The 24471-nt window shown below is 41.9% G+C and carries 17 protein-coding genes and 6 tRNA genes; 22 read left to right on the top strand and 1 reads right to left on the bottom strand.

Annotated elements, in window-relative coordinates; all coding sequences use genetic code 11:
- Nucleotides 1-84: 84 nt before the first annotated feature.
- From rlmD to rpoS, 13 genes are all read left to right on the top strand, one after another.
- Nucleotides 85-1449: a 23S rRNA (uracil(1939)-C(5))-methyltransferase RlmD gene (gene rlmD / locus H5164_RS03835; protein ID WP_182754861.1), complete on the top strand. Its 1365-nt coding sequence runs from the start codon at nt 85-87 to the stop codon at nt 1447-1449.
- 192 nt (nt 1450-1641) lie between these two features.
- Complete coding sequence (relA, locus tag H5164_RS03830; RefSeq protein WP_182697896.1) at nt 1642-3849, top strand: GTP diphosphokinase; 2208 nt, start codon at nt 1642-1644, stop codon at nt 3847-3849.
- Between the two features lie 108 nt (nt 3850-3957).
- On the top strand, nt 3958-4779 hold the full coding sequence (mazG, locus tag H5164_RS03825; protein WP_182697897.1) for a nucleoside triphosphate pyrophosphohydrolase: 822 nt from the start codon (nt 3958-3960) through the stop codon (nt 4777-4779).
- 114 nt (nt 4780-4893) lie between these two features.
- Nucleotides 4894-6531 carry a CTP synthase gene (locus H5164_RS03820; protein WP_182741475.1) on the top strand — a complete coding sequence of 546 codons (1638 nt, stop codon included), beginning with the start codon at nt 4894-4896 and terminating at the stop codon, nt 6529-6531.
- Nucleotides 6532-6805: 274 nt separating this feature from the next.
- Nucleotides 6806-8107 (top strand): phosphopyruvate hydratase, encoded by a 1302-nt coding sequence (gene eno, locus H5164_RS03815; protein WP_182754859.1) that lies wholly within the window; start codon nt 6806-6808, stop codon nt 8105-8107.
- Nucleotides 8108-8207: 100 nt separating this feature from the next.
- On the top strand, nt 8208-8510 hold the full coding sequence (gene ftsB, locus H5164_RS03810) for a cell division protein FtsB (RefSeq protein WP_124017582.1): 303 nt from the start codon (nt 8208-8210) through the stop codon (nt 8508-8510).
- 62 nt (nt 8511-8572) lie between these two features.
- Nucleotides 8573-9271, top strand: coding sequence for a 2-C-methyl-D-erythritol 4-phosphate cytidylyltransferase (ispD, locus tag H5164_RS03805; RefSeq protein WP_182697899.1), 699 nt, complete (start codon nt 8573-8575; stop codon nt 9269-9271).
- Between the two features lie 63 nt (nt 9272-9334).
- On the top strand, nt 9335-9814 hold the full coding sequence (ispF, locus tag H5164_RS03800) for a 2-C-methyl-D-erythritol 2,4-cyclodiphosphate synthase (protein ID WP_124017580.1): 480 nt from the start codon (nt 9335-9337) through the stop codon (nt 9812-9814).
- A gap of 28 nt (nt 9815-9842) precedes the next feature.
- Nucleotides 9843-10916, top strand: a complete 1074-nt coding sequence (truD, locus tag H5164_RS03795; RefSeq protein ID WP_124017579.1) for a tRNA pseudouridine(13) synthase TruD — start codon at nt 9843-9845, stop codon at nt 10914-10916.
- 3 nt (nt 10917-10919) lie between these two features.
- Entirely contained in the window at nt 10920-11669 is a 750-nt protein-coding gene (gene surE, locus H5164_RS03790) for a 5'/3'-nucleotidase SurE (RefSeq protein WP_182697901.1), read from the top strand.
- On the top strand, nt 11666-12301 hold the full coding sequence (locus H5164_RS03785) for a protein-L-isoaspartate(D-aspartate) O-methyltransferase (protein ID WP_124017670.1): 636 nt from the start codon (nt 11666-11668) through the stop codon (nt 12299-12301). Before surE ends, H5164_RS03785 begins: the two co-directional genes overlap by 4 nt.
- Before the next feature lie 101 nt (nt 12302-12402).
- Entirely contained in the window at nt 12403-13335 is a 933-nt protein-coding gene (locus H5164_RS03780; RefSeq protein ID WP_404948415.1) for a peptidoglycan DD-metalloendopeptidase family protein, read from the top strand.
- Nucleotides 13336-13413: 78 nt separating this feature from the next.
- Nucleotides 13414-14385 carry an RNA polymerase sigma factor RpoS gene (gene rpoS / locus H5164_RS03775; RefSeq protein WP_124017576.1) on the top strand — a complete coding sequence of 324 codons (972 nt, stop codon included), beginning with the start codon at nt 13414-13416 and terminating at the stop codon, nt 14383-14385.
- A gap of 448 nt (nt 14386-14833) precedes the next feature.
- On the opposite strand, the gene mutS is transcribed toward rpoS, so the two are convergent.
- Nucleotides 14834-17416 carry a DNA mismatch repair protein MutS gene (gene mutS, locus H5164_RS03770; RefSeq protein ID WP_182754855.1) on the bottom strand — a complete coding sequence of 861 codons (2583 nt, stop codon included), beginning with the start codon at nt 17414-17416 and terminating at the stop codon, nt 14834-14836.
- Nucleotides 17417-17701: 285 nt separating this feature from the next.
- Here mutS and recA point away from each other — a divergent pair, with 285 nt between their 5' ends.
- The 9 genes from recA (at nt 17702) to H5164_RS03725 (ending at nt 24413) form a co-directional block, all read left to right on the top strand.
- Complete coding sequence (recA, locus tag H5164_RS03765; protein WP_182697904.1) at nt 17702-18766, top strand: recombinase RecA; 1065 nt, start codon at nt 17702-17704, stop codon at nt 18764-18766.
- A gap of 783 nt (nt 18767-19549) precedes the next feature.
- On the top strand, nt 19550-22174 hold the full coding sequence (gene alaS / locus H5164_RS03760; protein ID WP_182754852.1) for an alanine--tRNA ligase: 2625 nt from the start codon (nt 19550-19552) through the stop codon (nt 22172-22174).
- A gap of 456 nt (nt 22175-22630) precedes the next feature.
- Nucleotides 22631-22828 (top strand): carbon storage regulator CsrA, encoded by a 198-nt coding sequence (csrA, locus tag H5164_RS03755; RefSeq protein ID WP_011636538.1) that lies wholly within the window; start codon nt 22631-22633, stop codon nt 22826-22828.
- A gap of 938 nt (nt 22829-23766) precedes the next feature.
- Nucleotides 23767-23858: transfer RNA gene (locus tag H5164_RS03750), tRNA-Ser, on the top strand.
- Between the two features lie 22 nt (nt 23859-23880).
- Nucleotides 23881-23957 (top strand) — tRNA-Arg (locus H5164_RS03745).
- Nucleotides 23958-23984: 27 nt separating this feature from the next.
- Nucleotides 23985-24061, top strand: a tRNA-Arg gene (locus tag H5164_RS03740).
- Between the two features lie 27 nt (nt 24062-24088).
- A tRNA-Arg gene (locus tag H5164_RS03735) sits at nt 24089-24165 on the top strand.
- Nucleotides 24166-24173: 8 nt separating this feature from the next.
- Nucleotides 24174-24265 (top strand) — tRNA-Ser (locus H5164_RS03730).
- A gap of 71 nt (nt 24266-24336) precedes the next feature.
- A tRNA-Arg gene (locus tag H5164_RS03725) sits at nt 24337-24413 on the top strand.
- The last annotated feature ends 58 nt before the right edge of the window (nt 24414-24471 follow it).

The raw sequence follows: 24471 nt of genomic DNA, 5'->3' as shown, positions 1-24471 counted from the left end.
TGTTACTTAATCGCGATTATTGCGTCTAGATTGCCAGAGATGGCGCACTCTTGACTAGTTTTTTATTCAATACCTGAGGCCGAAATGGCACAATTTTTCCAAGCTAAACCGAACAAATCTAAGCAATTATCAACAAAACTAAGCCTCAGTGTGACTCAACTTGACCATTTAGGTGCAGGTATAGCGCAGCATCAAGGCAAAGTGGTGTTTATTCCTGGTGTGTTGCCTGACGAAACGGCAATAGTGCAATTTGTGGAACAAAAGAAAAGCTACTCTAAAGCTAAGTTAATTGCGATTGAGCTTGCATCTGCTCATCGAGTCAAACCTCATTGTCCGCATTATTATGAATGTGGCGGCTGTGATTTACAGCACATGGACACACAAGCTCAGCGCGAACATAAACAAACGACCTTAGTCGACCTTATGAGTAAATCATCGACTGCTTCAGCGGTTGAGACCGATGTTGTCGCAGCTCCTATCGTGGGTGACAGTTGGCATTACCGTCGACGCGCCAGACTGGCAACATTATTTGATAAAAACACTCGCCGGCTGCAGCTGGGGTTTCGCGCAGCCAATAGCAATAAAATTGTTTCTATTCAGCAGTGTCCTGTATTAGCAGAGTCTTTATCGGCACTAATTACGCCATTTGCGGTTAATTTAAATCAACTCAAAGCGCGGTCAAGTTTGGGGCACGTTGAACTCACTCAAGCGGATAACGGTAATTTTGCAGTATTAAGAGTGACGAAAGTGTTACCCGCGTCAGATATTCGTTGGTTAACGGGTTTTGCTGAGAAACATCAAGTTAACTTATTATTGCAAGATGATGCCGGTCAATTGACCCAATTATATCCCTTGTTACAAACTGATGATGCGGTGACGTTACCTTATTACCACCTTGCGCAGGAGTCGGTGCGTTGTTCGTTTACCCCGGGTAATTTTGTGCAAGTTAACGGCGCGATTAATCAGAGCATGGTAGATCAAGCTATTGCGTGGTTAGACCCTCAGCCAGGCGAGCGCATTTTAGATTTGTTTTGTGGTGTGGGGAATTTCAGCTTACCTTTGGCATTGAAGGCTGCTGAGGTTGTCGCTGTTGAAGGTGTGCCTGAAATGGTACAACAAGCTAAACAAAATGCTATCGACAATAAACTGGATAACGTCACTTTTTATCATGCAGACTTAAGTGCTGATTTATCGACGCAACCTTGGCTGGGGAAAATTGATAAACTGTTACTTGATCCTGCCAGAGCCGGTGCCTTCGAAAGTTTACAATGGTTACAGAAAATGCAACCTAAGAAAGTGGTCTATGTTTCATGCAATCCGGCAAGTTTAGCTCGCGACAGTAGTGTATTATTAGCTAATGGTTATCGTATTGCTAAAGTCGGATTAGTGGATATGTTTCCACAAACACATCATATTGAAGCCATGGTGTTATTTGAATTAGATAAATAAACAGGCCGTTTTAGCGATATCGGAACCTAGGTATGCTAAAAATTTGTTCAACTAAACGCGATTAAATTGACAAACGTATGTAGAGCTTCAAGATAGGTCGTTTAGTTATTGTTAGCGCCATACAAACACAGTTTTATATGTGGCAATATGGTTGAATGTCTGTCAGTCGGTCATGCGGCTAAGGAAGGGTTCATGGTATCTGTTCGCGAAGCACATTTTAACACGCAAGCATTCCAATTAGATGAGTGGGTCGCTCGATATCTCGACGACAAAGATGATGCTCAGAAATTATTATTATTGATCCAGCAAGTTGAGGCCTTACCGGTTAAAAACAAGCTGGCTCATACAGAGTTGCTTGCGCGCGCTCGCGAAATGATTGAGATTTTAGCGCCGTTGAATATGGACATCGAAACCCTCCAAGCTGCGGTGTTATTTCTGCTACTCGATGCAGGTGTGCTCAATGAAGAGCAAATTGTAGAGCAATACGGTGAAAATCTTGCAAAACTTGTTGCCAGTGTTGTCACCATGAATGCTATCGGCGCGTTAAAAGTCAGTCAAAACTCCCGTGATGCAGAACCGCAAATCGATAACATCCGCAAAATGCTATTGGCTATGGTTGAAGACGTGCGCGCTGTGGTCATCAAATTGGCTGAGCGTGTATGTCTGCTTCGTGCGGTTAAAAACGCCGATGAAGAAACTCGAGTATTGTTAGCCCGCGAAATTGCCGATATTTATGCACCATTAGCTAATCGTTTAGGTATTGGTCAGCTCAAGTGGGAGCTGGAAGATATATCTTTTCGCTATTTGCATCCAACGGTTTACAAAGACATTGCCAAACAATTAGATGGTAAACGCCTTGATCGTGAAGTGTTTATCGACAAATTTGTGACTCAACTACAACAACGCTTAGACAGTGATGATATTCGCGCCAAAGTGTACGGTCGTCCTAAGCATATCTACAGTATTTGGCGCAAAATGAAGGGCAAAGATCTCAAGTTTGATGAGCTTTTTGACGTTCGTGCCGTACGTATCGTCACTGAAAGATTACAAGATTGCTATGGCGCATTAGGGGTTGTGCATGATCTTTGGCACCATATTCCTCGTGAGTTTGATGATTATGTCGCCAATCCAAAACCGAATGGATATCAATCGATTCATACTGTAGTTGTAGGCCCAGAAGGCAAAACAGTAGAAATTCAAATTCGTACCGAAGCAATGCATCAAGATTCCGAGCTTGGGGTCGCTGCGCATTGGAAATACAAAGAAGGTGCCAGTAACAGTAAGCAAACGGGTTACGAAGAAAAAATTAACTGGTTGCGTAAAATTCTGCAGTGGCAAGAAGATGTCGCCGAAAGCGGTAATTTAGTTGATGAAGTCCGCAGCCAAGTATTTGAAGATCGAGTTTATGTATTTACCCCAAGTGGTGAAGTAGTTGACTTACCTTTAGGTTCAACCGTGCTCGATTTTGCTTACTATATTCACTCGCAGGTGGGGCATAAATGTATCGGCGCTAAGGTCGATGGCCGCATAGTTCCCTTCACTTACCAAGTGGAAACGGGCGAGCGGATTGAGATTATCACTTCAAAAACGCCTAACCCCAAACGTGATTGGCTGAATCTTAATTTAGGCTATATCAAGTCGTCACGTTCACGCTCAAAAATTCAACACTGGTTTAAGCAACAAGATCGCGACAAAAATATTGCTGCGGGTAAGGAGATGCTTGAATCTGAATTGGCCCGCGTTGGCTTAAAAATCAAAGATGCCGCGGTGGCGGTAGAACGTTTTAATTTAAATTCAATGGATGACATGTTGGCAGCCATCGGTGGCGGCGATTTGCGCTTAAACCAAGTGGTTAATTTCACTGACACCAAAATTCGTAAGGTCGCTGACACAGACGAAAATTTACTTGAAGACATCATCAAGAAAGCGTCACATAAACCTAAAAAATCGAGCAAAGGCCAAGTTGAAGTTAATGGTGTGGGTAATTTAATGAGTCATATCGCTCGTTGTTGTCAACCGGTACCTGGTGATGAAATTTTTGGATACATCACTATGGGGCGGGGAATTTCAGTGCACCGCAGCGATTGCGAGCAAGTCAAAGAGTTAATGCGTGCTCATCCTGAACGTAGCGTCGATGTGATTTGGGGCGAGAACTACTCTGGTGGTTATCGAATTCGCGTTAGGGTGCTATCACATGACCGTAGTGGTTTGTTACGTGACTTAACCACAGTGCTGGCAGCTGAAAAGTCTAACGTGATGGCCATGAGTTCATCATCAGACGTGAAAACTCAAACCGCAACGGTAGAAGTTGAACTTGAGTTGTACAACTTAGACGGTTTATCACGGATCCTCGCCAAGTTATCCCAAGTTGATGGCGTGATTGAGTCGCGTAGACTTTAGTTAACAGACGGTAATTCGCAGATAATCAAGACACAGATAATCACATTATCGCGATCAAGGCACCTCTAACGAAGGTGCCTTTTTACTTATTTCAAAGAGGACACTATCGTGGCAGATATTCAATCGTTATTGACCATTATGCAGCAATTGCGCGACCCTAAATCAGGATGTCCGTGGGATCTTGCCCAAGACTTTACAACTATAGTGCCTTTTACCTTAGAAGAAGCTTATGAAGTAGTGGATACTATTGAGCGCAAAGCATGGCAGGAATTACCTGATGAACTGGGTGATTTATTATTTCAGGTGGTGTTTTATTGCCAATTAGGCCAAGAGCAAGGCATGTTTAACTTTGCCACAGTGATTGAGCGTATTAGTGATAAGTTGGTTCGTCGTCATCCCCATGTGTTTGGCCAACCAGAAACCCAAGCACCTGCGGCAATCACCAATACCGATGATTTAAGCCAAGCCTGGGATAGATTAAAAGCCTCAGAACGTCAGCAAAAGCAACTGCATTCCGCTTTAGATGATATTCCTCACGCATTACCGGCACTCAGTCGAGCACGAAAAATACAACATCGAGTGGCAAAAGTGGGGTTCGATTGGGCCGAGCTTGATCCTGTGGTGGCTAAAATACATGAAGAAATCGATGAAGTACTGGTAGAAGTTAATCAACGACATCAAGATCCTGATTTTTACCAACCGAGAATTGTCGATGAAATGGGCGATTTATTGTTTGCAGTGGTCAATCTTGCGCGCCACTTAAAGGTTGATCCCGAGCAAGCATTGCGTCAAGCCAATCATAAATTTGAACGGCGATTCAGAGGGGTTGAACAATGTGTTGCCCTAAGTGGAAAACCAATAGAGCAACACAGCTTAGAGCAATTAGACCACTACTGGAATCGTGTAAAACAACACGAAAACATAAATTAAGCTAAAATTAGCGCGTTTAAGTTTGTCGAAACGAGGTGGCTTTGCTATAATATCGCCCCGTCCTAGTGCTTTCTTACAAGCACGTTTATTCCAACACAATTTCTCAGGTTCAGCATGACTACAAGGTATATCTTCGTTACTGGTGGCGTTGTTTCATCACTAGGTAAAGGCATTGCAGCGGCTTCGCTCGCAGCAATTTTAGAGGCGCGTGGCCTCAATGTAACCATTATGAAACTTGACCCCTATATTAACGTCGATCCGGGTACCATGAGCCCGACTCAGCACGGTGAAGTATTCGTGACTGAAGATGGCGCTGAAACCGATCTTGACTTAGGTCATTACGAGCGTTTTATTCGCACTAAAATGAATCGTCGTAATAACTTTACCACTGGGCGTATTTACGAAGAAGTGATTAGTAAAGAACGCCGTGGTGATTATTTAGGCGCAACCATTCAGGTTATTCCTCACATTACTAACGCGATTAAAGAAAAAGTGTTAGCCGGTGGAGAAGGCCATGATGTGGCGATTGTGGAAATCGGTGGCACGGTAGGTGATATCGAATCATTACCTTTCCTTGAGTCTATTCGTCAATTAGGTGCAGAGCTAGGACGTGAACGCACTCTATTTATGCATTTAACCTTAGTGCCATTCTTAGGCGCAGCGGGTGAAATTAAAACTAAGCCTACGCAACACTCTGTTAAAGAGTTACGTTCTATTGGTATTGCTCCAGATGTGTTGGTTTGCCGTGGCGACCGTGCTATTCCTGCGAATGAAAAAGCCAAAATTTCGTTATTCTGTAACGTTGAAGAACGTGCAGTTATTTCGTTAAAAGACGTTGATAGCATCTATAAAATCCCAGCGCTATTGCGTTCACAAGGATTAGATGACTTGGTCATCAAACGTTTTAATTTAGAATGTAACGAAGCTGATTTGTCTGAGTGGGAAAATGTTATTTATCAAGAAGCCAATCCAAATGGTGAAGTGACTATTGGTATGGTTGGTAAATATATTGAATTACCTGACGCTTACAAGTCGGTTAACGAAGCCTTGAAACATGCGGGCTTGAAAAAACGCGTAACAGTGAACATTAAGTACATTGATTCACAAACTGTTGAAGCTAAAGGCGAAGAAGTATTACAAGGTCTGGACGGTATTTTAGTCCCAGGCGGCTTCGGTGAACGTGGTGTTGAAGGTAAGATTTTTGCTGCCAAATTTGCCCGTGAAAACAACCTACCTTATTTTGGTATTTGTTTAGGTATGCAAGTGGCATTAATTGAATTTGCTCGTCATGTGGCAGGTTTAGAAGGTGCACATTCAACTGAATTTAACTCGCAAACACCTCATCCAGTAGTGGGATTAATTACCGAGTGGATTAACGAAGAAGGTGATGTTGAAACGCGCCATGAGTCTTCTGATTTAGGTGGCACTATGCGTTTAGGCGCTCAGCTATGTCATTTGAAACAAGGAACTAAAGCCGCTGAATCCTACAAGGCTACAACTTGCGTTGAGCGTCATCGTCACCGTTACGAAGTCAACAACAACTATATTGAGCGTCTTGAAAAGGCCGGTTTAGTGTTTAGTGGTTTATCATCTGATCGTAAATTGATTGAGATGATCGAGCTACCAAATCATCCATGGTTTGTGGCAAGTCAATTCCATCCGGAATTCACTTCAACCCCACGCGACGGTCATGCATTATTTGAAGGGTTTATTGCCGCTTCTTATGCGTATCAAAAACGCGATATCGCTTAATGAACTAGCCGCTAATGCATGCATTAGCGGCTTTTTTATGCAGGATACTTGCGTTAGATCAAATAATAGCCTCAATCTTGTATCACAGTAGTCAAAACTAAGTTGATGCAAAGTCTAATTCGATTTATCCTAAGTGATATTCGAATTTAAATTACAAAACTGAAAGTTATATACCAATAAGTCTGCTGTTTTTAGTGTTGTATGTATTTTTATTGGTATTAACTTTTTATTTCTTTTAATTTTTTAATTTACTTACACAAAGTACGAGGGAATTATGGCTAACATTATTAAAGTGATTGGTCGCGAGATTATGGATTCTCGTGGTAACCCAACGGTTGAAGCAGAAGTGCATTTAGAAGGCGGTTTTATCGGTATGGCTGCAGCGCCATCTGGCGCATCGACCGGTAGTCGCGAAGCTTTAGAACTTCGTGACGGCGACAAAGCGCGTTACCTAGGTAAAGGTGTTCTTAAGGCTGTTACCGCTGTTAATGGCCCAATCGCAGAAGCGTTAAAAGGCAAAGATGCATTGGCTCAAGCTGAACTTGACCAAATCATGATTGACTTGGATGGAACAGAGAACAAAGCAAAATTTGGCGCGAACGCGATTTTAGCAGTGTCTCTTGCTGTTGCTAAAGCGGCTGCTGCGGCTAAACACGTACCTTTATATGCTCACATTGCTGACTTAAACGGTACTCCAGGTGTTTACTCTATGCCTCTTCCAATGATGAACATCATCAATGGTGGCGAGCATGCTGATAACAGCGTTGATATCCAAGAGTTTATGATCCAGCCTGTTGGCGCTAAGACGTTCCGTGAAGGCTTACGTATGGGCGCTGAAGTATTCCACAGCCTAGCTAAAGTATTAAAAGCTGACGGTCACTCAACTGCTGTTGGTGATGAAGGTGGGTTTGCGCCTAACCTAGCCTCTAACGAAGCGGCTCTAGCGGCAATCAAAGTTGCTGTTGCCAACGCCGGATATGAGTTAGGTAAAGACATCACCTTAGCGATGGATTGTGCTGCATCTGAGTTTTATGACAAAGAAGCAAACATCTACGATCTTAAAGGTGAAGGTAAGAAATTTACTTCTGAAGAATTTAACTTCTTCTTACAAGGTTTGACGCAACGTTACCCAATCGTTTCTATCGAAGACGGTCTTGATGAGTCTGACTGGGATGGTTTTGCTCACCAAACTAAACTAATGGGCGATAAAATCCAATTAGTAGGTGATGATCTATTCGTAACCAATACCAAAATTCTTAAGCGTGGTATCGATAATGGTATTGCTAACTCTATCCTGATTAAATTCAACCAAATCGGTACATTAACTGAAACTTTGGCTGCAATTAAAATGGCTAAAGATGCAGGCTTTACGGTTGTTATCTCTCACCGTAGCGGTGAGACAGAAGATTCAACGATTGCTGATTTAGCTGTTGGTACCGCGGCAGGTCAAATCAAAACCGGTTCGCTAAGCCGTAGTGACCGTGTTGCTAAATACAACCAATTGCTGCGTATTGAAGAAGCTTTAGGTTCAAAAGCACCGTATAACGGTCTTAAAGAAGTCAAAGGCCAAGCATAATATTTTTGCTTTAGCTTAAAAAGGCCACCACTTGGTGGCCTTTTTTGTTGTACTATAACAGTCATATTTTCTAGGGGTTACTTCGACATAACTTAATATTATGAAACAACTAATATTTTTATTGATTTGTTTATTATCACTTTTACAGTACCGGCTTTGGCAGGGCGATAACAACTTTTCAGAATATGTCGTCTTGCAAACGCAAATCGCGGCGCAAGAACAAAGTAATGACAAGCTTGTTGCTCGAAATCAAATCCTTAAAGAAGAAATTATTGATTTAAAAAGTGGCACAGAAGCCATTGAAGAACGTGCCCGTAACGAGTTAGGTATGGTTAAAGAAGGCGAGACGTTTTATCGAGTTGTAGGCAGTGAGCTGCGTGAACGCAACCAATTTAATCGTTAACCTTATGTGGTACTGCAGGTATAACCCTCAATCATATTACTTTCAATCTTGGTACTGCTAATATGCGCAACAATCCTCGTTCTATTATCGCTATTGTACCTGCTGCAGGTATTGGTAGCCGCATGGGTGCTGACAAACCTAAGCAATATTTAATGCTTGGTCAACAAAGTATTCTCGCTCATACATTAGATACATTATTCGCTCACCCTGAAATAGAACAAGTCATTGTTGCATTGCATCCACAAGATCATTATTTCAGCCAATTACCGCAATCTCAGCATCCTAAGTTAATCCAAGTTGTGGGTGGTGGAGAGCGTGCCGACTCAGTTTTAGCCGCATTAGACTATGTTTATAGTCATCATCCAGACGCGTGGGCGCTAGTCCATGATGCCGCCAGGCCTTGTGTTACCCTAACCGATATCAGTCGATTAATTGAGTCTGTAGACATTTATCCTCAAGGCGCTATTTTGGCGGCACCGGTTCGTGACACCATGAAGCGCAGTGATGCCAGTGGTCATATTGTTAATACTGTCGATCGCACCTTGTTATGGCATGCGCTCACCCCACAATTTTTCCCAGCATCAATTTTACGCCGCCATTTATCAGCAGCATTAGCGGCGCAGGCCCCTATTACAGATGAAGCCAGTGCTATGGAATGGGCTGGTGTTATGCCGGGGTTGGTCAGTGGTCGGGTGGATAATATTAAAGTGACTCATCCAGATGATTTACAATTGGCAGTTTTGTTTATGTCACAACAATAAATTTAACAGATTTAGCTCGAGTCGTTAATATCACCTGATAGTCAGCTAACGTAAGGTTTTGAAATGAATATTCGTATCGGTCATGGTTTTGATGTACACAAATTTGGCGGTGACAGCCCGCTTATTTTAGGCGGGGTGACGGTGCCTTATGAAAGTGGGCTGATAGCTCATTCTGATGGTGATGTCGTTCTGCATGCTATTAGCGATGCCATATTAGGTGCGATGGCATTAGGCGACATAGGTAAACATTTTCCTGATACCGATGCTAATTTTGCTGGTGCAGATAGCCGAGAGTTATTGAAACATTGCTATCAACTTGCACTGCAAAAGCAGTTTGTTTTAGGTAACCTCGATGTGACTATTATTGCGCAAGCACCTAAAATGGCGCCTCATATTGAAGCGATACGTCAGTGTTTAAGTGTCGATTTACAAACCGATATCGATAATATTAATGTAAAAGCGACGACCACCGAAAAACTTGGTTTTACTGGGCGTAAAGAAGGCATTGCCGTTGAAGCTGTTGTGTTGATGAAGAGCCAATAACCTAAAAATATATAGAGAGTTCTGTCACATGAAAGAATTACATTACCTATTTGGTAAACCAATAAGCCAAGCTGATTTACGTACCCATAACAGTGATTTTATTGTCCAAGAAATTTTGCCTTTTACGCCAACTGGCGAAGGTGAACATCATATGCTCCACGTGCGCAAAAATGGCATGAATACGGTTTATGTTGCTGAGATATTAGCTAAATTTGCTAAGGTTCATCCAAAAGAAGTGACTTATGCTGGCCAAAAAGACAAAAATGCCATTACTGAACAATGGTTCGGGATCCGCATTCCTGGTAAAGAAACACCAGAGTGGGCTCAGCTAAATGATGAAAAGCTAACGATTTTATCGAGTAGCCGTCATAGCAAAAAACTGCGTATAGGCGCATTACTTGGCAACCGGTTTGTGCTGACATTACGAAATATTACTGATGCTACCGATGTTGACATGCGTTTACAGCAGATTGCTAAACTGGGTGTGCCTAATTATTTTGGTGAACAACGTTTTGGCCATGATGGTAAAAACCTTATCTTAGGCCGACAAATGCTCAGTGGTGGTCGAAATATAAAAGATCGTCACAAACGCAGCATGTATTTATCGGCTGTGCGTTCCAATATATTTAACCAAGTGGTGTCATTTCGCCTCGCCAATCATCATATCGAGACATTAACAGGCGATTGTGTGATGTTAGCCGGCAGTAAAAGCTATTTTACTGTGGAAGCTTGGGATGACGTTCTGACAACTCGTTTAGCAGAAAAAGATATTCAACTTGCAGCACCATTGTGGGGCAGGGGAACACCATTAGCACAAGGTGATGCATTAGCAGTAGAAATGATGCCGTTAGCCGAATTTTCAGCTGATCTTCAGGGCCTCGAAGAAGCGGGTTTGTCACAAGAAAGACGGCCTTTATTGCTTGAACCTCAAGGAATGAAATGGCAATTTGACGCCGATACGCTAACACTTGAATTTATATTACCAGCAGGGAGTTATGCTACATCAGTGCTTCGTGAACTGGTTGATTATCAAGATGTCCAAGAGTCACAGCGAAAAGTGATGGTTGCAGATCAACAAGCTAAAACAAATGAAGAGTGTTAATGAATGATTAATATTTTAGTCAGTAATGATGATGGTGTTAATGCACCCGGTATTATTGCGTTAAGCCAGGCACTGAGTGAGTTTGCGCAAGTATTAACGGTTGCACCTGATCGTAATTGCTCGGGAGCAAGTAACTCATTAACCTTGACTAATCCATTAAGAATTAATAACTTAGATAACGGCAGTATTTCTGTTAATGGCACACCCACAGACTGTGTCCATCTTGCGATTAGACAGCTTTGTGATGTCGAGCCCGATATTGTGGTTTCAGGTATTAATGCCGGAGCGAATATGGGCGATGATACCTTATATTCTGGTACTGTTGCAGCAGCCATGGAAGGGCGTTTTTTAGGTTTACCCGCTATTGCTATATCACTGGCGGGTAAATCACTCGTTCACTATGATACCGCTGCAATTTATGCCGTGAAAATCGTAAAAGGTTTACTGTCTCACCCAATTAGCCGCGATCAAATTTTAAATGTTAATGTTCCTGATTTGCCTTTAACACAAATTAAAGGGATTAAAGTCACCCGTTTGGGGGCCAGGCATAAAGCTGAAGGTATGATAAAAACCCAAGATCCAGCGGGTAAAGATATATACTGGCTCGGGCCAGTTGGCAGTGAACAAGATGCGGGTGATGGAACTGATTTTGGTGCAGTCGCAGCAGGTTATGTTTCGATAACTCCGCTAACCGTTGACTTAACAGCATACAATCAACTTGATGGATTAGCCGATTGGATAATAAAAATATGACCCGGGTAGCGTCAACATCAGCACTTAATTTGGCCAAAAAGTTGGCGGAGGCAGGGATTAAAGATCCTGCAGTATTGCATGCTGTCGCGACTACACCACGAGAGATGTTTCTTGATGGTGCGCTAGCTCATAAAGCCTATGAAAATACCGCGTTACCTATAGGGCAGGGACAAACTATTTCACAGCCTTATATCGTTGCTCGAATGACAGAGCTGTTAATGCAGCACCAACCTCAAAAAGTGCTCGAAGTTGGTACAGGATCAGGATATCAAGCCGCCGTTTTAGCGTCATTAATTCCTGAGCTCTGTACTATTGAGCGAATAAAGGCATTGCAAATACAAGCTCGGCAACGTTTAAAGCGTCTCGATTTACATAATGTGTCATTTAAATACGGTGACGGTTGGCAAGGTTGGCCAAATCGCGGTCCATTTGATGGCATTATGGTGACTGCTGCTGCGGCAACAGTGCCTCAAGCCTTGCTTGAACAATTAGCTGAACATGGAGTTTTAATTATTCCTGTTGGAGAAGACATCCAACAATTACTCAAAATTACCCGTATTGGACAGTCATTCCAATCTGAGATTATCGAGGCGGTTAAATTTGTGCCGCTTATTAACGGAGATTTGGCGTAGTCAATTCGACACAGTTGAGTTTTGGTTAGTGAACAAATGTTCGTTTGGAATAAGCTTGTTTTAGCTTAACAATCATGTATTTTTCTCTGTAAGGATTTTGTTTGATGAATACCGGTTGGCCAAACTTTATGGTCTTAGCAATTATGCTCACAGGATGCAGCTTTCAAGCAGATCGTCCTGCGCCGGTTGACAGTTTATCATCAAAAAATCATGGACCTCGTTACCATAAAGGGTCATTAAAAACCGATAAATATAAAGTAAAGCAAGGCGACACCCTTTATTCAATCGCTTGGGGAGCTGGACGCCATTTTGCCGAAGTTGCTCGCTTGAACCATTTATCGGCTCCTTATACTATATATCCTGGCCAAATACTTCATTTAGCGGCCAAAAGTAATCGTCCAACGCCAACTGTTCGTACCCCTCAAACTCAGGTTGCTTCTGTTCAAACTCAAGCCATTAATAAGCCATATATTGCCAGTTCAATTGGTTCAAAATCAGAAACAATAAAGTCAGTAGTCACTTCAAAGCCAGGCACAGCAGCTGTTTCAAGCAGAACGAAAAAAGAGCTTGATCACAAAGTCAAGCCTGCGTATTCTGTAACAACTACCCAACAAACAATTAACCAAAATACAAGTGGTTCTGTCGCAAATTTACCACAACAAGTTCAATTATGGCATTGGCCAGTTAGAGGTCGGATAATCGGGTATTTTTCGGCTTCAGAACAAGGCAATCAAGGTATTAAGATTGCAGGTAATCGCGGTGATATTATTAAAGCCGCTGCAGATGGGAAAGTCGTGTATGCAGGTAATGCACTGCGCGGATATGGCAATTTAGTGATTATCAAACACAATGATGATTTTTTAAGTGCTTATGCGCATGCTGACACGATAGTGGTTAAGGAAAGGCAATATGTGACGGCAGGTCAAACAGTTGCAAAAATGGGCAGTACTGGGACTAATCAAGTTATGCTTCACTTTGAAGTGCGCTTTCATGGTAAGTCTGTCAACCCATTACGATATCTACCTAAACAGTAATTGTTTAGCAACATAAATAACGGAGGATAAGCGAGTGCAGTAGATTAAATAACATAAATTAGGTTTGGGAGAGCAATTATGAGCCGCAAAAATAATACTGCTTCAGCAGAATGTCTTGTCGATCTAGCTAAACAACCACCAGAAGTTGCAACCGATGATGCTAATTTGGTGCAACAACTCGATATTGAAGAAAAAGTCCAAGATGACTTACAGAAAAATTTAGACGCCACTCAATTATATTTAGGTGAAATAGGTTTTTCCCCGCTACTAACAGCAGAGGAAGAAGTATTTTTTTCACGTAAAGCCCTCAAAGGCTGCGAAAAATCTCGCAACCGCATGATAGAAAGTAATCTCCGTCTTGTCGTTAAAATTTCCAGAAGATATAACAACCGCGGATTAGCGTTGCTCGATCTTATTGAAGAAGGCAATTTAGGTTTAATTAGAGCGGTGGAAAAGTTCGACCCAGAGCGTGGTTTCCGTTTTTCTACTTACGCGACCTGGTGGATCAGACAAACTATTGAACGGGCAATTATGAATCAAACCCGCACCATTCGCCTGCCTATCCATATAGTTAAAGAATTAAATGTTTACTTACGCACCGCAAGACAGCTGGCGCAAAAACTTGATCACGAACCGACTGCTGAAGAAATTGCAGAAAAGTTAGATGTGTCGACGGGTGATGTCAGTCGCATGTTGAAACTAAATGAACGAATTACTTCTGTCGACACACCACTGAGCGGCGATAATGAGAAGGCTTTATTAGATGTTATTGCTGATGACGATTCAGTAGGCCCGGATTATCGGGTGCAAAATGAAGACTTATCGAATTCGATAGTTGGATGGTTAAATGAGCTTAATACTAAACAACGTGAAGTACTGGCGAGACGCTTTGGCTTACTCGGATATGAACCTTCAACGTTAGAGAATGTTGGTGCTGAAATTGGTTTAACACGTGAACGTGTGCGTCAAATTCAAGTGGAAGCGCTTAAACGTTTAAAAGATTTATTGGGCGCTCAAGGGCTTTCTGTTGAAGCATTATTCAGAGACTAATGGACAGTGAACGTTTACTGTCATAACTCAGTTACTGGTGATTAATTAATTTAACTTGAATCATTTGTGATAGCTAAATTTTGGATAACGTTAGCTTAAGCTATTGTTGGGATGCGGGTAAAGCCTATATGAGAGATTACTTTTTGCTCATGTGTTTAGGTTTATCCCGACAACCAAGACCCACATCATTGATGTGATTGTGATCGATTGATCACTATTCGATATGACAATTTAAGCTCAGTTCAGCAACTTGTTAGAAAGACAATCCTATTGTCTATAGCCTATTTTATGCCTGTCTCACTCCCTCGGTACGTTTATCCTTTTGATGCAGTATATTGCTAAGAGCTAATTAATAGTGGGTTTGCGTCAGTTAATCGTAAATATCAAATGGAAGTCTTTGCAGACTTCCACCGTTGTTATCGTCGCGAATAATCACTAGCACTATTTGTTAGCTCACGTTGTTTAAGCGCTTCAATTCATATAAATAATCTAATGCCTGTTTAGGGGTCAAATCATCAGGGTTAATTAGTGCTAACTTTTCCAATACTGCTGATGGCTCTGGCATTGGTGGTAATAAATTCATACTCACTTGAGCCTGATTATGTTGTGGGGAACTCATATCCCTATTTTCAAGTTGATGTAGCTTTTGTTTTGCCGCCTTAATGACCGCTGCGGGAACCCCGGCTAGCGCCGCGACTTGTAAGCCATAACTTTTACTTGCCGCACCTTCTTGCACTGAATGCATAAAGGCAATGGTGTCGTCGTGTTCTATTGCATCTAGGTGCACATTCATTACTGATGGTAACAGCTCTGGCAGTTGGGTGAGTTCAAAATAATGAGTGGCAAATAATGTCAGTGCACTAACATTTTTCGCGAGATATTCTGCAGCAGACCATGCCAGCGATAAACCATCATAGGTTGAAGTACCGCGGCCTATCTCATCCATTAACACTAAACTGTTTGCGGTCGCATTATGCAAAATATTAGCCGTTTCGGTCATTTCAACCATAAAGGTGGAGCGACCAGATGCTAAATCGTCAGATGCGCCAATACGGGTGAATATCCGATCGATTTCACCAATTTGAGCTGAGTCAGCAGGAACAAAACAGCCTATGTGTGCCATTAATGTAATCAGTGCCGCTTGACGCATATAGGTTGATTTACCGCCCATATTAGGACCAGTTACAATAAGCATTTGCCGTTTAGGTGTTAATACCACAGGGTTAGCAATAAATGCTGCTTGACTGACGCGCTCTACCACAGGATGGCGTCCAGCATTGATATGAATACCAATATCCTGCGTCATTTGTGGACATTGATAATTAAGGGTTTCTGCACGCTCGGCAAAATTACTTAATATATCTAATTCGGCCGCTGCACTGGCAAACTGTTGCAACTCTTGTAATTTAGGTAGCAATAAGTCAAAAAGTTGTTCCCACAGTTGTTTTTCAAGTGCGAGCGCTTTGCCCTGGCTTGAGAGCACCTTTTCTTCGTATTCTTTTAATTCTGGAGTGATATAACGTTCGGTGCCTTTAAGGGTTTGGCGACGTTGATAACTCAGTGGCACTCTATCAGCTTGTAAACGGCTGACTTCAATGTAGTAACCATGGACGCGGTTATAACCTACTTTTAAAGTGTTAATTCCAGTTTGCTGTTTCTCGCGAGCTTCAAGTTCGACTAAATAATCACTTGCGCCTTCACTTAACTTACGCCATTCGTCTAATTCATTGTTGTAGCCCGTTCGGATTACGCCACCGTCACGAATTAATACTGGCGGATTATCAACAATTGCGCGTGCTAATAAATCGTGTTGTTCTGGAAACTCACCCAATAATTGAATTAAAGCTGTCAATCTTGGTTGTTGGCAAACGGCTAATGTTTGTTGAATTTCAGGTAGCAGTGCTAGCGCTTGCTTTAAACGTGAAAAATCACGAGGTCTGGCGCTACGCAGTGCCAAACGAGCCATAATACGTTCAATATCGCCTAAAACCTTCAGCTGCTCATGCAGGGGGTGATATATATCTTGCTCAATCAACTCGCTTACGGCGTTATGGCGATATTGAATCGTTTGTCTATTTCGAAGTGGCTCATGGATCCAGCGTTGTAACATGCGACTGCCCATAGGCGTGGCAGTATTATCGAGTACCCACGACAGGGTATTTTCACGCCCACCAGATAAGTTTTGCGTTAACTCTAAGTTACGTCGCGTCGCGGCATCTAAAATAATGGATTCAGATTGGTTAAAACGCACAATCGAATTAATATGTGGCAGTGCCATCTTTTGCGTATCTTTGACATACTGCATTAAACAACCAGCAGCTTGTAATGCTAAGCGTGCATCACTAATACCAAAGCCATGTAAATCTTTGGTACCAAATTGACCAAGCAGTAAATTTACGCAAGTATCATAATCAAATTCCCACTCTGGACGGCGACGAATACCTTTCATATTATTGATTAATAACATGTCAGTAAAATCTTCACTGTAGAGCAACTCGGCAGGATTAGTACGTTGTAATTCAGCTTCTAGGGCTTCACGAGTAGGTAATTCAGCAACCACAAAACGACCTGATGAAATATCTAAGGTAGCGTATCCAAAACCGTTTTTACCTTGATAAAGCGCCGCCAGTAAATTGTCGTGTTTTTCTTGAAGTAAAGCCTCATCCGTTAAGGTACCAGGAGTCACAATGCGTACGACTTGACGCTCAACTGGGCCTTTTGATGTCGCAGGATCACCAATTTGCTCACAAATAGCTACAGACTGGCCGATATTGACTAGTTTAGCTAAATAGCCTTCTACAGCATGATAGGGGATTCCAGCCATTGGGATAGGATCGCCGCCGCTTTTTCCGCGAGCAGTAAGTGAAATCCCCAGCATTTCAGAAGCGCGCTTAGCATCATCGTAAAACAACTCATAAAAATCACCCATTCGGTAAAACAATAACATATCAGGATGGGCCGCTTTTAAGCCTAAATACTGACGCATCATCGGGGTGTGTTTTTCTAAATCGCTGGTATCAATCACTGTCATTATGAACACTTCACTATTAATCAATCTTAGGACGTAAATCTTATGAGGCTAATCTTAACAATATTTGCCCCTAGGGTATAAATAGATTCAAACAAAAAAGTATATGGAGATAAAATATTGATGTAAAAAGGCAATTCGCTAAGGTTTAAAAAAAATTGCCCTCAGCACTTGATACTGTATGACTATACAGTATACTGATGAACATAATGAAATGGTTTACATCATTTCACCTAAGTCAAAATAGCATTTTACTAAACGTATTGAATGCCTTAAGAGGGTTTTATAATGAAGGTTGATCCAAACAAAGAGAAAGCGCTAGCCGCCGTATTAAGCCAAATTGAAAAGCAGTTTGGTAAAGGCTCAATTATGAAGTTGGGCGAAGATCGCACAATGGATGTTGAAACTATCTCTACCGGTTCGCTTTCATTGGACATCGCACTTGGTGCGGGTGGTTTACCAATGGGACGTATCGTTGAGATTTACGGCCCAGAGTCATCAGGTAAAACCACATTAACTCTTGAAGTGATTGCCGCAGCGCAACGCGAAGGTAAAACCTGTGCGTTTATTGATGCTGAACATGCTCTTGACCCAATTTATGCCAAAAAGCTAGGCGTAGATATTGATAATTTACTTTGTTCACAGCCAGATACAGGCGAACAAGCACTAGAAATTTGTGATGCGTTAACGCGTTCAGGTGCGGTAGACGTAATCGTTGTCGATTCTGTTGCAGCATTAACACCAAAAGCAGAAATTGAAGGTGAAATTGGTGACTCGCATATGGGCCTTGCTGCGCGTATGATGAGCCAAGCGATGCGCAAACTTGCTGGTAACCTTAAGCAATCAAACACACTGCTTATTTTTATTAACCAAATTCGTATGAAAATTGGTGTAATGTTTGGTAGCCCAGAAACGACCACAGGTGGTAATGCACTTAAATTCTACGCATCTGTTCGTTTAGATATTCGTCGTACCGGTGCGATTAAAGATGGCGATGAAGTCATCGGTAATGAAACTCGCGTTAAAGTGGTTAAAAATAAGATTGCAGCTCCATTTAAGCAAGCTGAATTCCAGATCCTTTATGGACAAGGTATTAACCGTACCGGCGAACTAGTTGACTTAGGTGTTGCACACAAGCTGGTTGATAAAGCCGGTGCTTGGTACAGCTACAAAGGCGAAAAAATTGGTCAAGGCCGTGCCAATGCTGGTAAATTTTTGACTGAAAATCCAGCTATTGCCGATGAAATTAATACCACTCTTCGTGGCATGTTATTGAATGGTGGGGCTAACTCATCAGACTCAACCACTGAAAGTGATGAGAATATTGACCTTGAAACAGGTGAAGTATTCTAAATTAGCCAGTCATATTTATCGCGGTAGCGCTTCTGCGCGCCGCGAAAATTGCCGCCATAGAGTCGCCTCGTTACACGCACTCACCATCTTTTACACTCACCATATTTTAAAAGCCATCCAGTCTAAATGTTGCAGATAATGGCAAACTCAGCGCCTTTTAAGTGACACTTGTTATGCGCAATGGCTAATCATGCCAGCTATAGTCAACACCGCTTTAAGCAAACAAAATATCTAAAGCCTTTAAAGCCCTTGGTAAGCATTTATTTGTGTTTGCTAATGTTAAGGTGATTGAATCATTTTTAAGTAAAGTTGGGTACATTGAGAAATGTACGGCGACAAGTTGCTCTATCAAATGTCGGTTAGGCTAAATAACATCCTTTTTAATAGCATCCTTTTTAATAACATCCTTTTTAATCACATTATTTCTTATCACATCACGATTGTGCTGATTACCAGACTCGCCAAAATGTTAACTATCTTGGTTTCTTATGCGTTTGATTTGGTTGCTTATCAGATTGATTAATAAAATTATGTCCTAGTCATGATCAACGAGCTTATTTATCGACAAGATAGAAATGCATATTCCGTTTAAATAATCAGTGGATTGAGTTCGCTATCTCCGTCGTTATCGGGCCGGTAGATCGTTATTCTATCGATTTTGTCGAGATTATAATCAACTGACTCAACTCGCTTCTTTCGGCAAATTCAGTATATAATGCCTACATTTACTAGCTTGCATATCAAGCTCGTTACTTTTGTATTTTCTCTATTCAGGGCCATTTCATGTTTCAGACTACAGCAGAGTTAAGAAGTGCATTTTTAAAGTACTTTGAAGATAACGGACATCAGGTTGTTGATAGCAGCTCGCTCGTTCCCACTAACGACCCAACACTGTTATTTACCAATGCGGGTATGAATCAGTTTAAAGATGTGTTCCTCGGTATGGATAAGCGCAACTATAGCCGAGCAACAACATCACAACGTTGCGTTCGTGCTGGTGGTAAACATAACGATTTAGACAATGTGGGTTATACCGCTCGTCACCACACTTTTTTTGAAATGTTGGGTAATTTCAGTTTTGGCGATTATTTTAAAGAAGATGCGATTCGTTTTGCGTGGACCTTTTTAACTGAAACCCTCAAGCTGCCAAAAGATCGCTTATGTGTCACCATTTATGAAACAGATGACGAAGCCTATGAGCTTTGGACGCAAAAAATTGGTGTTGCACCTGAAAATATGATCCGTATTGGTGATAATAAAGGTGGCGCGTTTGCGTCTGATAACTTCTGGCAGATGGGTGATACCGGACCTTGTGGCCCATGTAGCGAAATTTTCTATGATCATGGCGATCATATCTGGGGTGGTCGTCCTGGTACGCCTGAAGAAGACGGCGATCGCTTTATTGAAATCTGGAATATTGTATTTATGCAATATAACCGTCAAGCCGACGGTGAAATGTTGCCATTGCCTAAACCTTCGGTTGATACAGGTATGGGCATTGAGCGTATTGCAGCAATTATGCAAGGTGTGCATTCAAACTACGAAATCGATATCTTTAAACAACTCATCGCAAAAACGGCTGAAATTATTGGTGTATCTGATTTAGAAAATAAATCATTACGGGTTATTGCTGATCATATACGTTCTTGTGCATTTTTAATTGCCGATGGTGTTATGCCATCAAACGAAGGCCGTGGTTATGTATTGCGTCGTATTATTCGTCGCGCAGTTCGTCACGGTAATAAGCTTGGTGCTACCGATGCATTTTTCTATAAGTTAGTCCCAACACTCATTAGCGTTATGGGTGATGCAGCTAATGGTTTAAAACAAACACAAGCCATTGTTGAAAAAGCCTTAAAAGCAGAAGAAGAGCAGTTTGCTCGTACACTTGAGCGTGGCTTAGTGATTTTGGATGGTGCGCTAAATACGCTACAAGGTAATACTTTAGATGGTGAAACGGTATTTAAACTGTATGACACTTATGGTTTTCCAGTTGATTTAACCGCTGATGTTTGTCGTGAACGTGATATTAATGTTGATGAAGCAGGCTTTGAAGTCGCAATGGCGGAGCAAAGAAGTCGCGCACAAGCCGCAGGTAACTTTGGCGCAGATTATAATAGCCAATTAATTATTGATGCAGAAACCGCATTCAGTGGTTATACCGAGTTAACTGGTCAGCCTAATGTGATTGGTTTATATGTTGACGGTAAAGCGGTTGATACTGTGGTTGCCGGTCAAGATGCCGTGGTTGTGCTAGATAATACGCCATTCTATGCAGAGTCAGGTGGACAGGTGGGCGATAAAGGTCAACTGACAGCTGAAGGTTTACTGTTTATTGTTAACGACACGCAAAAGTTTGGCCCTGCTATTGGTCATGAAGGTCAATTAAGCCAAGGCAAATTAGTTATTGGTAAGCAGTTAATTGCGCAAGTGGATAAAAATTTACGTCATCGTACTCAGTTAAATCATTCCGTCACTCACTTACTGCATGCTGCATTACGTCAAGTGTTAGGCTCGCATGTGTCTCAGAAGGGCTCATTAGTTAACCCTGAGCGCTTACGTTTTGACTTTGCTCATTTTGAAGCGGTTACAGCTTCAGAGTTAAAAGCGGTTGAAGATCTAGTCAATACTCAAATTCGCCGTAACCATGAACTTTGCACCACTGAAATGGCCATTGACGAAGCCAAAGAAAAAGGCGCCATGGCATTATTTGGTGAGAAATACGATGACCAAGTCCGCGTGGTGACTATGGGGGATTTCTCTATCGAGCTATGTGGTGGTACTCATGTTGGCCGTACTGGTGATATTGGGTTATTTAAAATCACTTCTGAGGGCGGTATTGCTGCCGGTGTGCGTCGTATTGAGGCTGTCACAGGTATCGCAGCAATGGCTTATATTGCCGATCAACAAGCAGTATTAGATGAAGCCGCGCAATTACTTAAATCAGACAGTGCTTCAGTTGTGGCTAAGTTAAAAGCCCAGTTAGATAAAGTGAAGCAATTAGAAAAAGATTTGTCGCAGTTAAAAGATAAGTTAGCTGCAGCAGCCAGTGCCGATATGGCGGGTGATGCAGTCGACATCAATGGGGTTAAGTTGTTAGTTAAGCAGCTTGATGGCATTGATCCTGGTTCACTTCGTGGTTTACAAGATGAGCTGAAACAAAAGCTTAAATCTGCGATTATTGTCTTAGGTACGTCTAAAGACGGTAAAGTTAACTTAATTGCTGGTGTCAGCAATGATTTAACTAAAAAAGTTAAAGCGGGTGAGTTAGTGGCAATGGTCGCACAGCAGGTTGGCGGTAAGGGCGGCGGACGCCCAGATATGGCTCAAGCGGGTGGTACTCAGCCTGAGAATTTAGCCGCTGCATTAGCCTTGGTTGCACCTTGGGTAAACGAACGTTTAAGCTAATTAAATCTGTAAATTAACGATTTATCGGCAATTGAGTCATAAAGTCTACTATATGCAGCTTTATGACTTGAGTGCTATCAGTAGATTTGGCATAGTGAACTAACTTGCTAACAGTAAAAGCGTTTAAAAGGATTACCAGTATCAGACAATGCTTTTTTTTGTGCTCAAGTGTAGTACTCTGATTTGGTATTTGTTTTCCATTGCTAGCGTTTTTGTTATTGGTTTGCCGTATTGGATTGTTTAACCAGCGAGTCGTATCGTGAATGTGATTAATTGACGGTTAACCTCGTTTCAAAAGATGAAAATCATCAAGTTTTATGATTTCTTAAGAGAATATGCTTTATAAACCGACGTATTCAGAAATTGATACTATGATTTTATGTAAAGCAGACCTTATAATGAGCGCATATTACGGATAAAGCGTGTTATGCAGATTGAACTTAAAGGAGCAGTCGAATGCTAATTTTGACTCGTCGTGTAGGCGAAACATTAATGATCGGTGACGAAGTCACAGTTACTGTGTTAGGTGTTAAAGGTAACCAGGTACGTATCGGTGTCAATGCACCTAAAGAAGTCTCTGTTCATCGTGAAGAGATCTATCAACGTATTCAGTCTGAGAAGTCAGGTACCCCTTCTGAAGGTGGTAATTACTAAGTTCGAGCATATTTGATCGATATCAAAAAAGTCAGCATTTGCTGACTTTTTTGTTTTCTGCATGTGAGATATTTCTGGCGGTTAAACAGGGCGGTTAAACAGGGCGGTTAAGTTTATATCCAGTATGGTTAGTCAAAGCGCTGCATATTATTTAAGTTAAGGCTTACTCGCATCTGTGTACCACAGCAGAGTGATTATATTGATAATAGATAGCACATTCATCGATACACGGGCGAAGACTAAATACAGGAGCGCTCTGGCGTGTTAGTTGCCCTTTCTTCAACGACGAGCCCAATCCGTTATCGTAGTGATCCAATAGCAGGATGCCTATTCTATGTTGCAAAGCAAAATGCTTTGTCTCTTGGCTTACCCTCCAGACGAGGTTGAAGTATTAGCTCTACGCGAGTGATATTAAAAACAGCCTCCATGGCTTTGATTAAGATCTTGTTGAAGTATCTTACTGACACTCTAATATGAGCATTAGAAATCGCTTGGTTTTATTGTGTTGAGTCAGCATTAATCTATCTCAAACGATTTGCCCTAGTTGAGCTGGCATTAAGTGGTCAATTATCGTTCAGATTATCAACTACATAAAAAATACTTAAACCGTTCATGTTAATCATTATGGTCACATTAATTATGACAAATGGCCTGGCGAAATTTTAATCTTCAAAACCTCGTCTAAGTTAGTTAATTGATATGCTGATAATGTCGTTTGTAAAAAAAGTTTTTTATCGCTAAATTTCTAACAGACTTAACAGCGAGATAATGAGATGAAGGAAGATTATTTAAATCAATTTTCACTGAAAAGAACACTGTTTTTGTGACTATTTGAGTCTATTATCCCCAATGTGCTTAAAAACACTCCAAATGAAGTTAGGTTTCCTAAAAAGGGTTTGACTTATTTTCATCAAACAGTAATATGTGCGCCAAGAAACGGAGAGGTGGCCGAGTGGCCGAAGGCGCTCCCCTGCTAAGGGAGTATGGGCTTTAAATCCCATCGAGGGTTCGAATCCCTCCTTCTCCGCCATTTCTTACAATAGATATACGATGCGGATGTAGCTCAGCTGGATAGAGTACCTGGCTACGAACCAGGCGGTCGGAGGTTCGACTCCTCCCATCCGCACCATTATCTATTATAGTGTTAAACATGAATGCGCGTGTAGCTCAGCTGGATAGAGTACCTGGCTACGAACCAGGCGGTCGGAGGTTCGACTCCTCCCACGCGCACCATTCATGTTTCACTAAAACCCAATTTATGCGCGTGTAGCTCAGCTGGATAGAGTACCTGGCTACGAACCAGGCGGTCGGAGGTTCGACTCCTCCCACGCGCACCATATATTGCGGAGAGGTGGCCGAGTGGCCGAAGGCGCTCCCCTGCTAAGGGAGTATGGGCTTTAAATCCCATCGAGGGTTCGAATCCCTCCTTCTCCGCCATTCATTAAGTATAGTTAGCAGTTTAATGCTAGCTACAGCGATACTGATGAATGGCATGTTGTAAAGATTTTGCGCGTGTAGCTCAGCTGGATAGAGTACCTGGCTACGAACCAGGCGGTCGGAGGTTCGACTCCTCCCACGCGCACCATAATAAAAAAGCCCTGCATTATTGCAGGGCTTTTTTTATGGTTCATTTTTAGACTATT

The sequence above is a fragment of the Shewanella sp. SG41-3 genome (assembly GCF_014164545.1).
Lineage (GTDB): Bacteria > Pseudomonadota > Gammaproteobacteria > Enterobacterales > Shewanellaceae > Shewanella > Shewanella vesiculosa.
The sequence above is the reverse complement of the archived record's forward strand: the minus strand, read 5'-3'. Positions and strand labels throughout refer to the sequence as shown.

Coding starts and splice junctions, on each gene's coding strand:
- surE (WP_182697901.1), top strand. CDS start 10,920: ATGATTAATATTTTAGTCAGTAATGATGATGGTGTTAATGCACCCGGT.
- recA (WP_182697904.1), top strand. CDS start 17,702: ATGAAGGTTGATCCAAACAAAGAGAAAGCGCTAGCCGCCGTATTAAGC.
- H5164_RS03785 (WP_124017670.1), top strand. CDS start 11,666: ATGACCCGGGTAGCGTCAACATCAGCACTTAATTTGGCCAAAAAGTTG.
- ftsB (WP_124017582.1), top strand. CDS start 8,208: ATGAAACAACTAATATTTTTATTGATTTGTTTATTATCACTTTTACAG.
- rpoS (WP_124017576.1), top strand. CDS start 13,414: ATGAGCCGCAAAAATAATACTGCTTCAGCAGAATGTCTTGTCGATCTA.
- ispF (WP_124017580.1), top strand. CDS start 9,335: ATGAATATTCGTATCGGTCATGGTTTTGATGTACACAAATTTGGCGGT.
- csrA (WP_011636538.1), top strand. CDS start 22,631: ATGCTAATTTTGACTCGTCGTGTAGGCGAAACATTAATGATCGGTGAC.
- H5164_RS03820 (WP_182741475.1), top strand. CDS start 4,894: ATGACTACAAGGTATATCTTCGTTACTGGTGGCGTTGTTTCATCACTA.
- ispD (WP_182697899.1), top strand. CDS start 8,573: ATGCGCAACAATCCTCGTTCTATTATCGCTATTGTACCTGCTGCAGGT.
- rlmD (WP_182754861.1), top strand. CDS start 85: ATGGCACAATTTTTCCAAGCTAAACCGAACAAATCTAAGCAATTATCA.
- relA (WP_182697896.1), top strand. CDS start 1,642: ATGGTATCTGTTCGCGAAGCACATTTTAACACGCAAGCATTCCAATTA.
- mutS (WP_182754855.1), bottom strand. CDS start 17,416: ATGACAGTGATTGATACCAGCGATTTAGAAAAACACACCCCGATGATG.
- eno (WP_182754859.1), top strand. CDS start 6,806: ATGGCTAACATTATTAAAGTGATTGGTCGCGAGATTATGGATTCTCGT.
- alaS (WP_182754852.1), top strand. CDS start 19,550: ATGTTTCAGACTACAGCAGAGTTAAGAAGTGCATTTTTAAAGTACTTT.
- truD (WP_124017579.1), top strand. CDS start 9,843: ATGAAAGAATTACATTACCTATTTGGTAAACCAATAAGCCAAGCTGAT.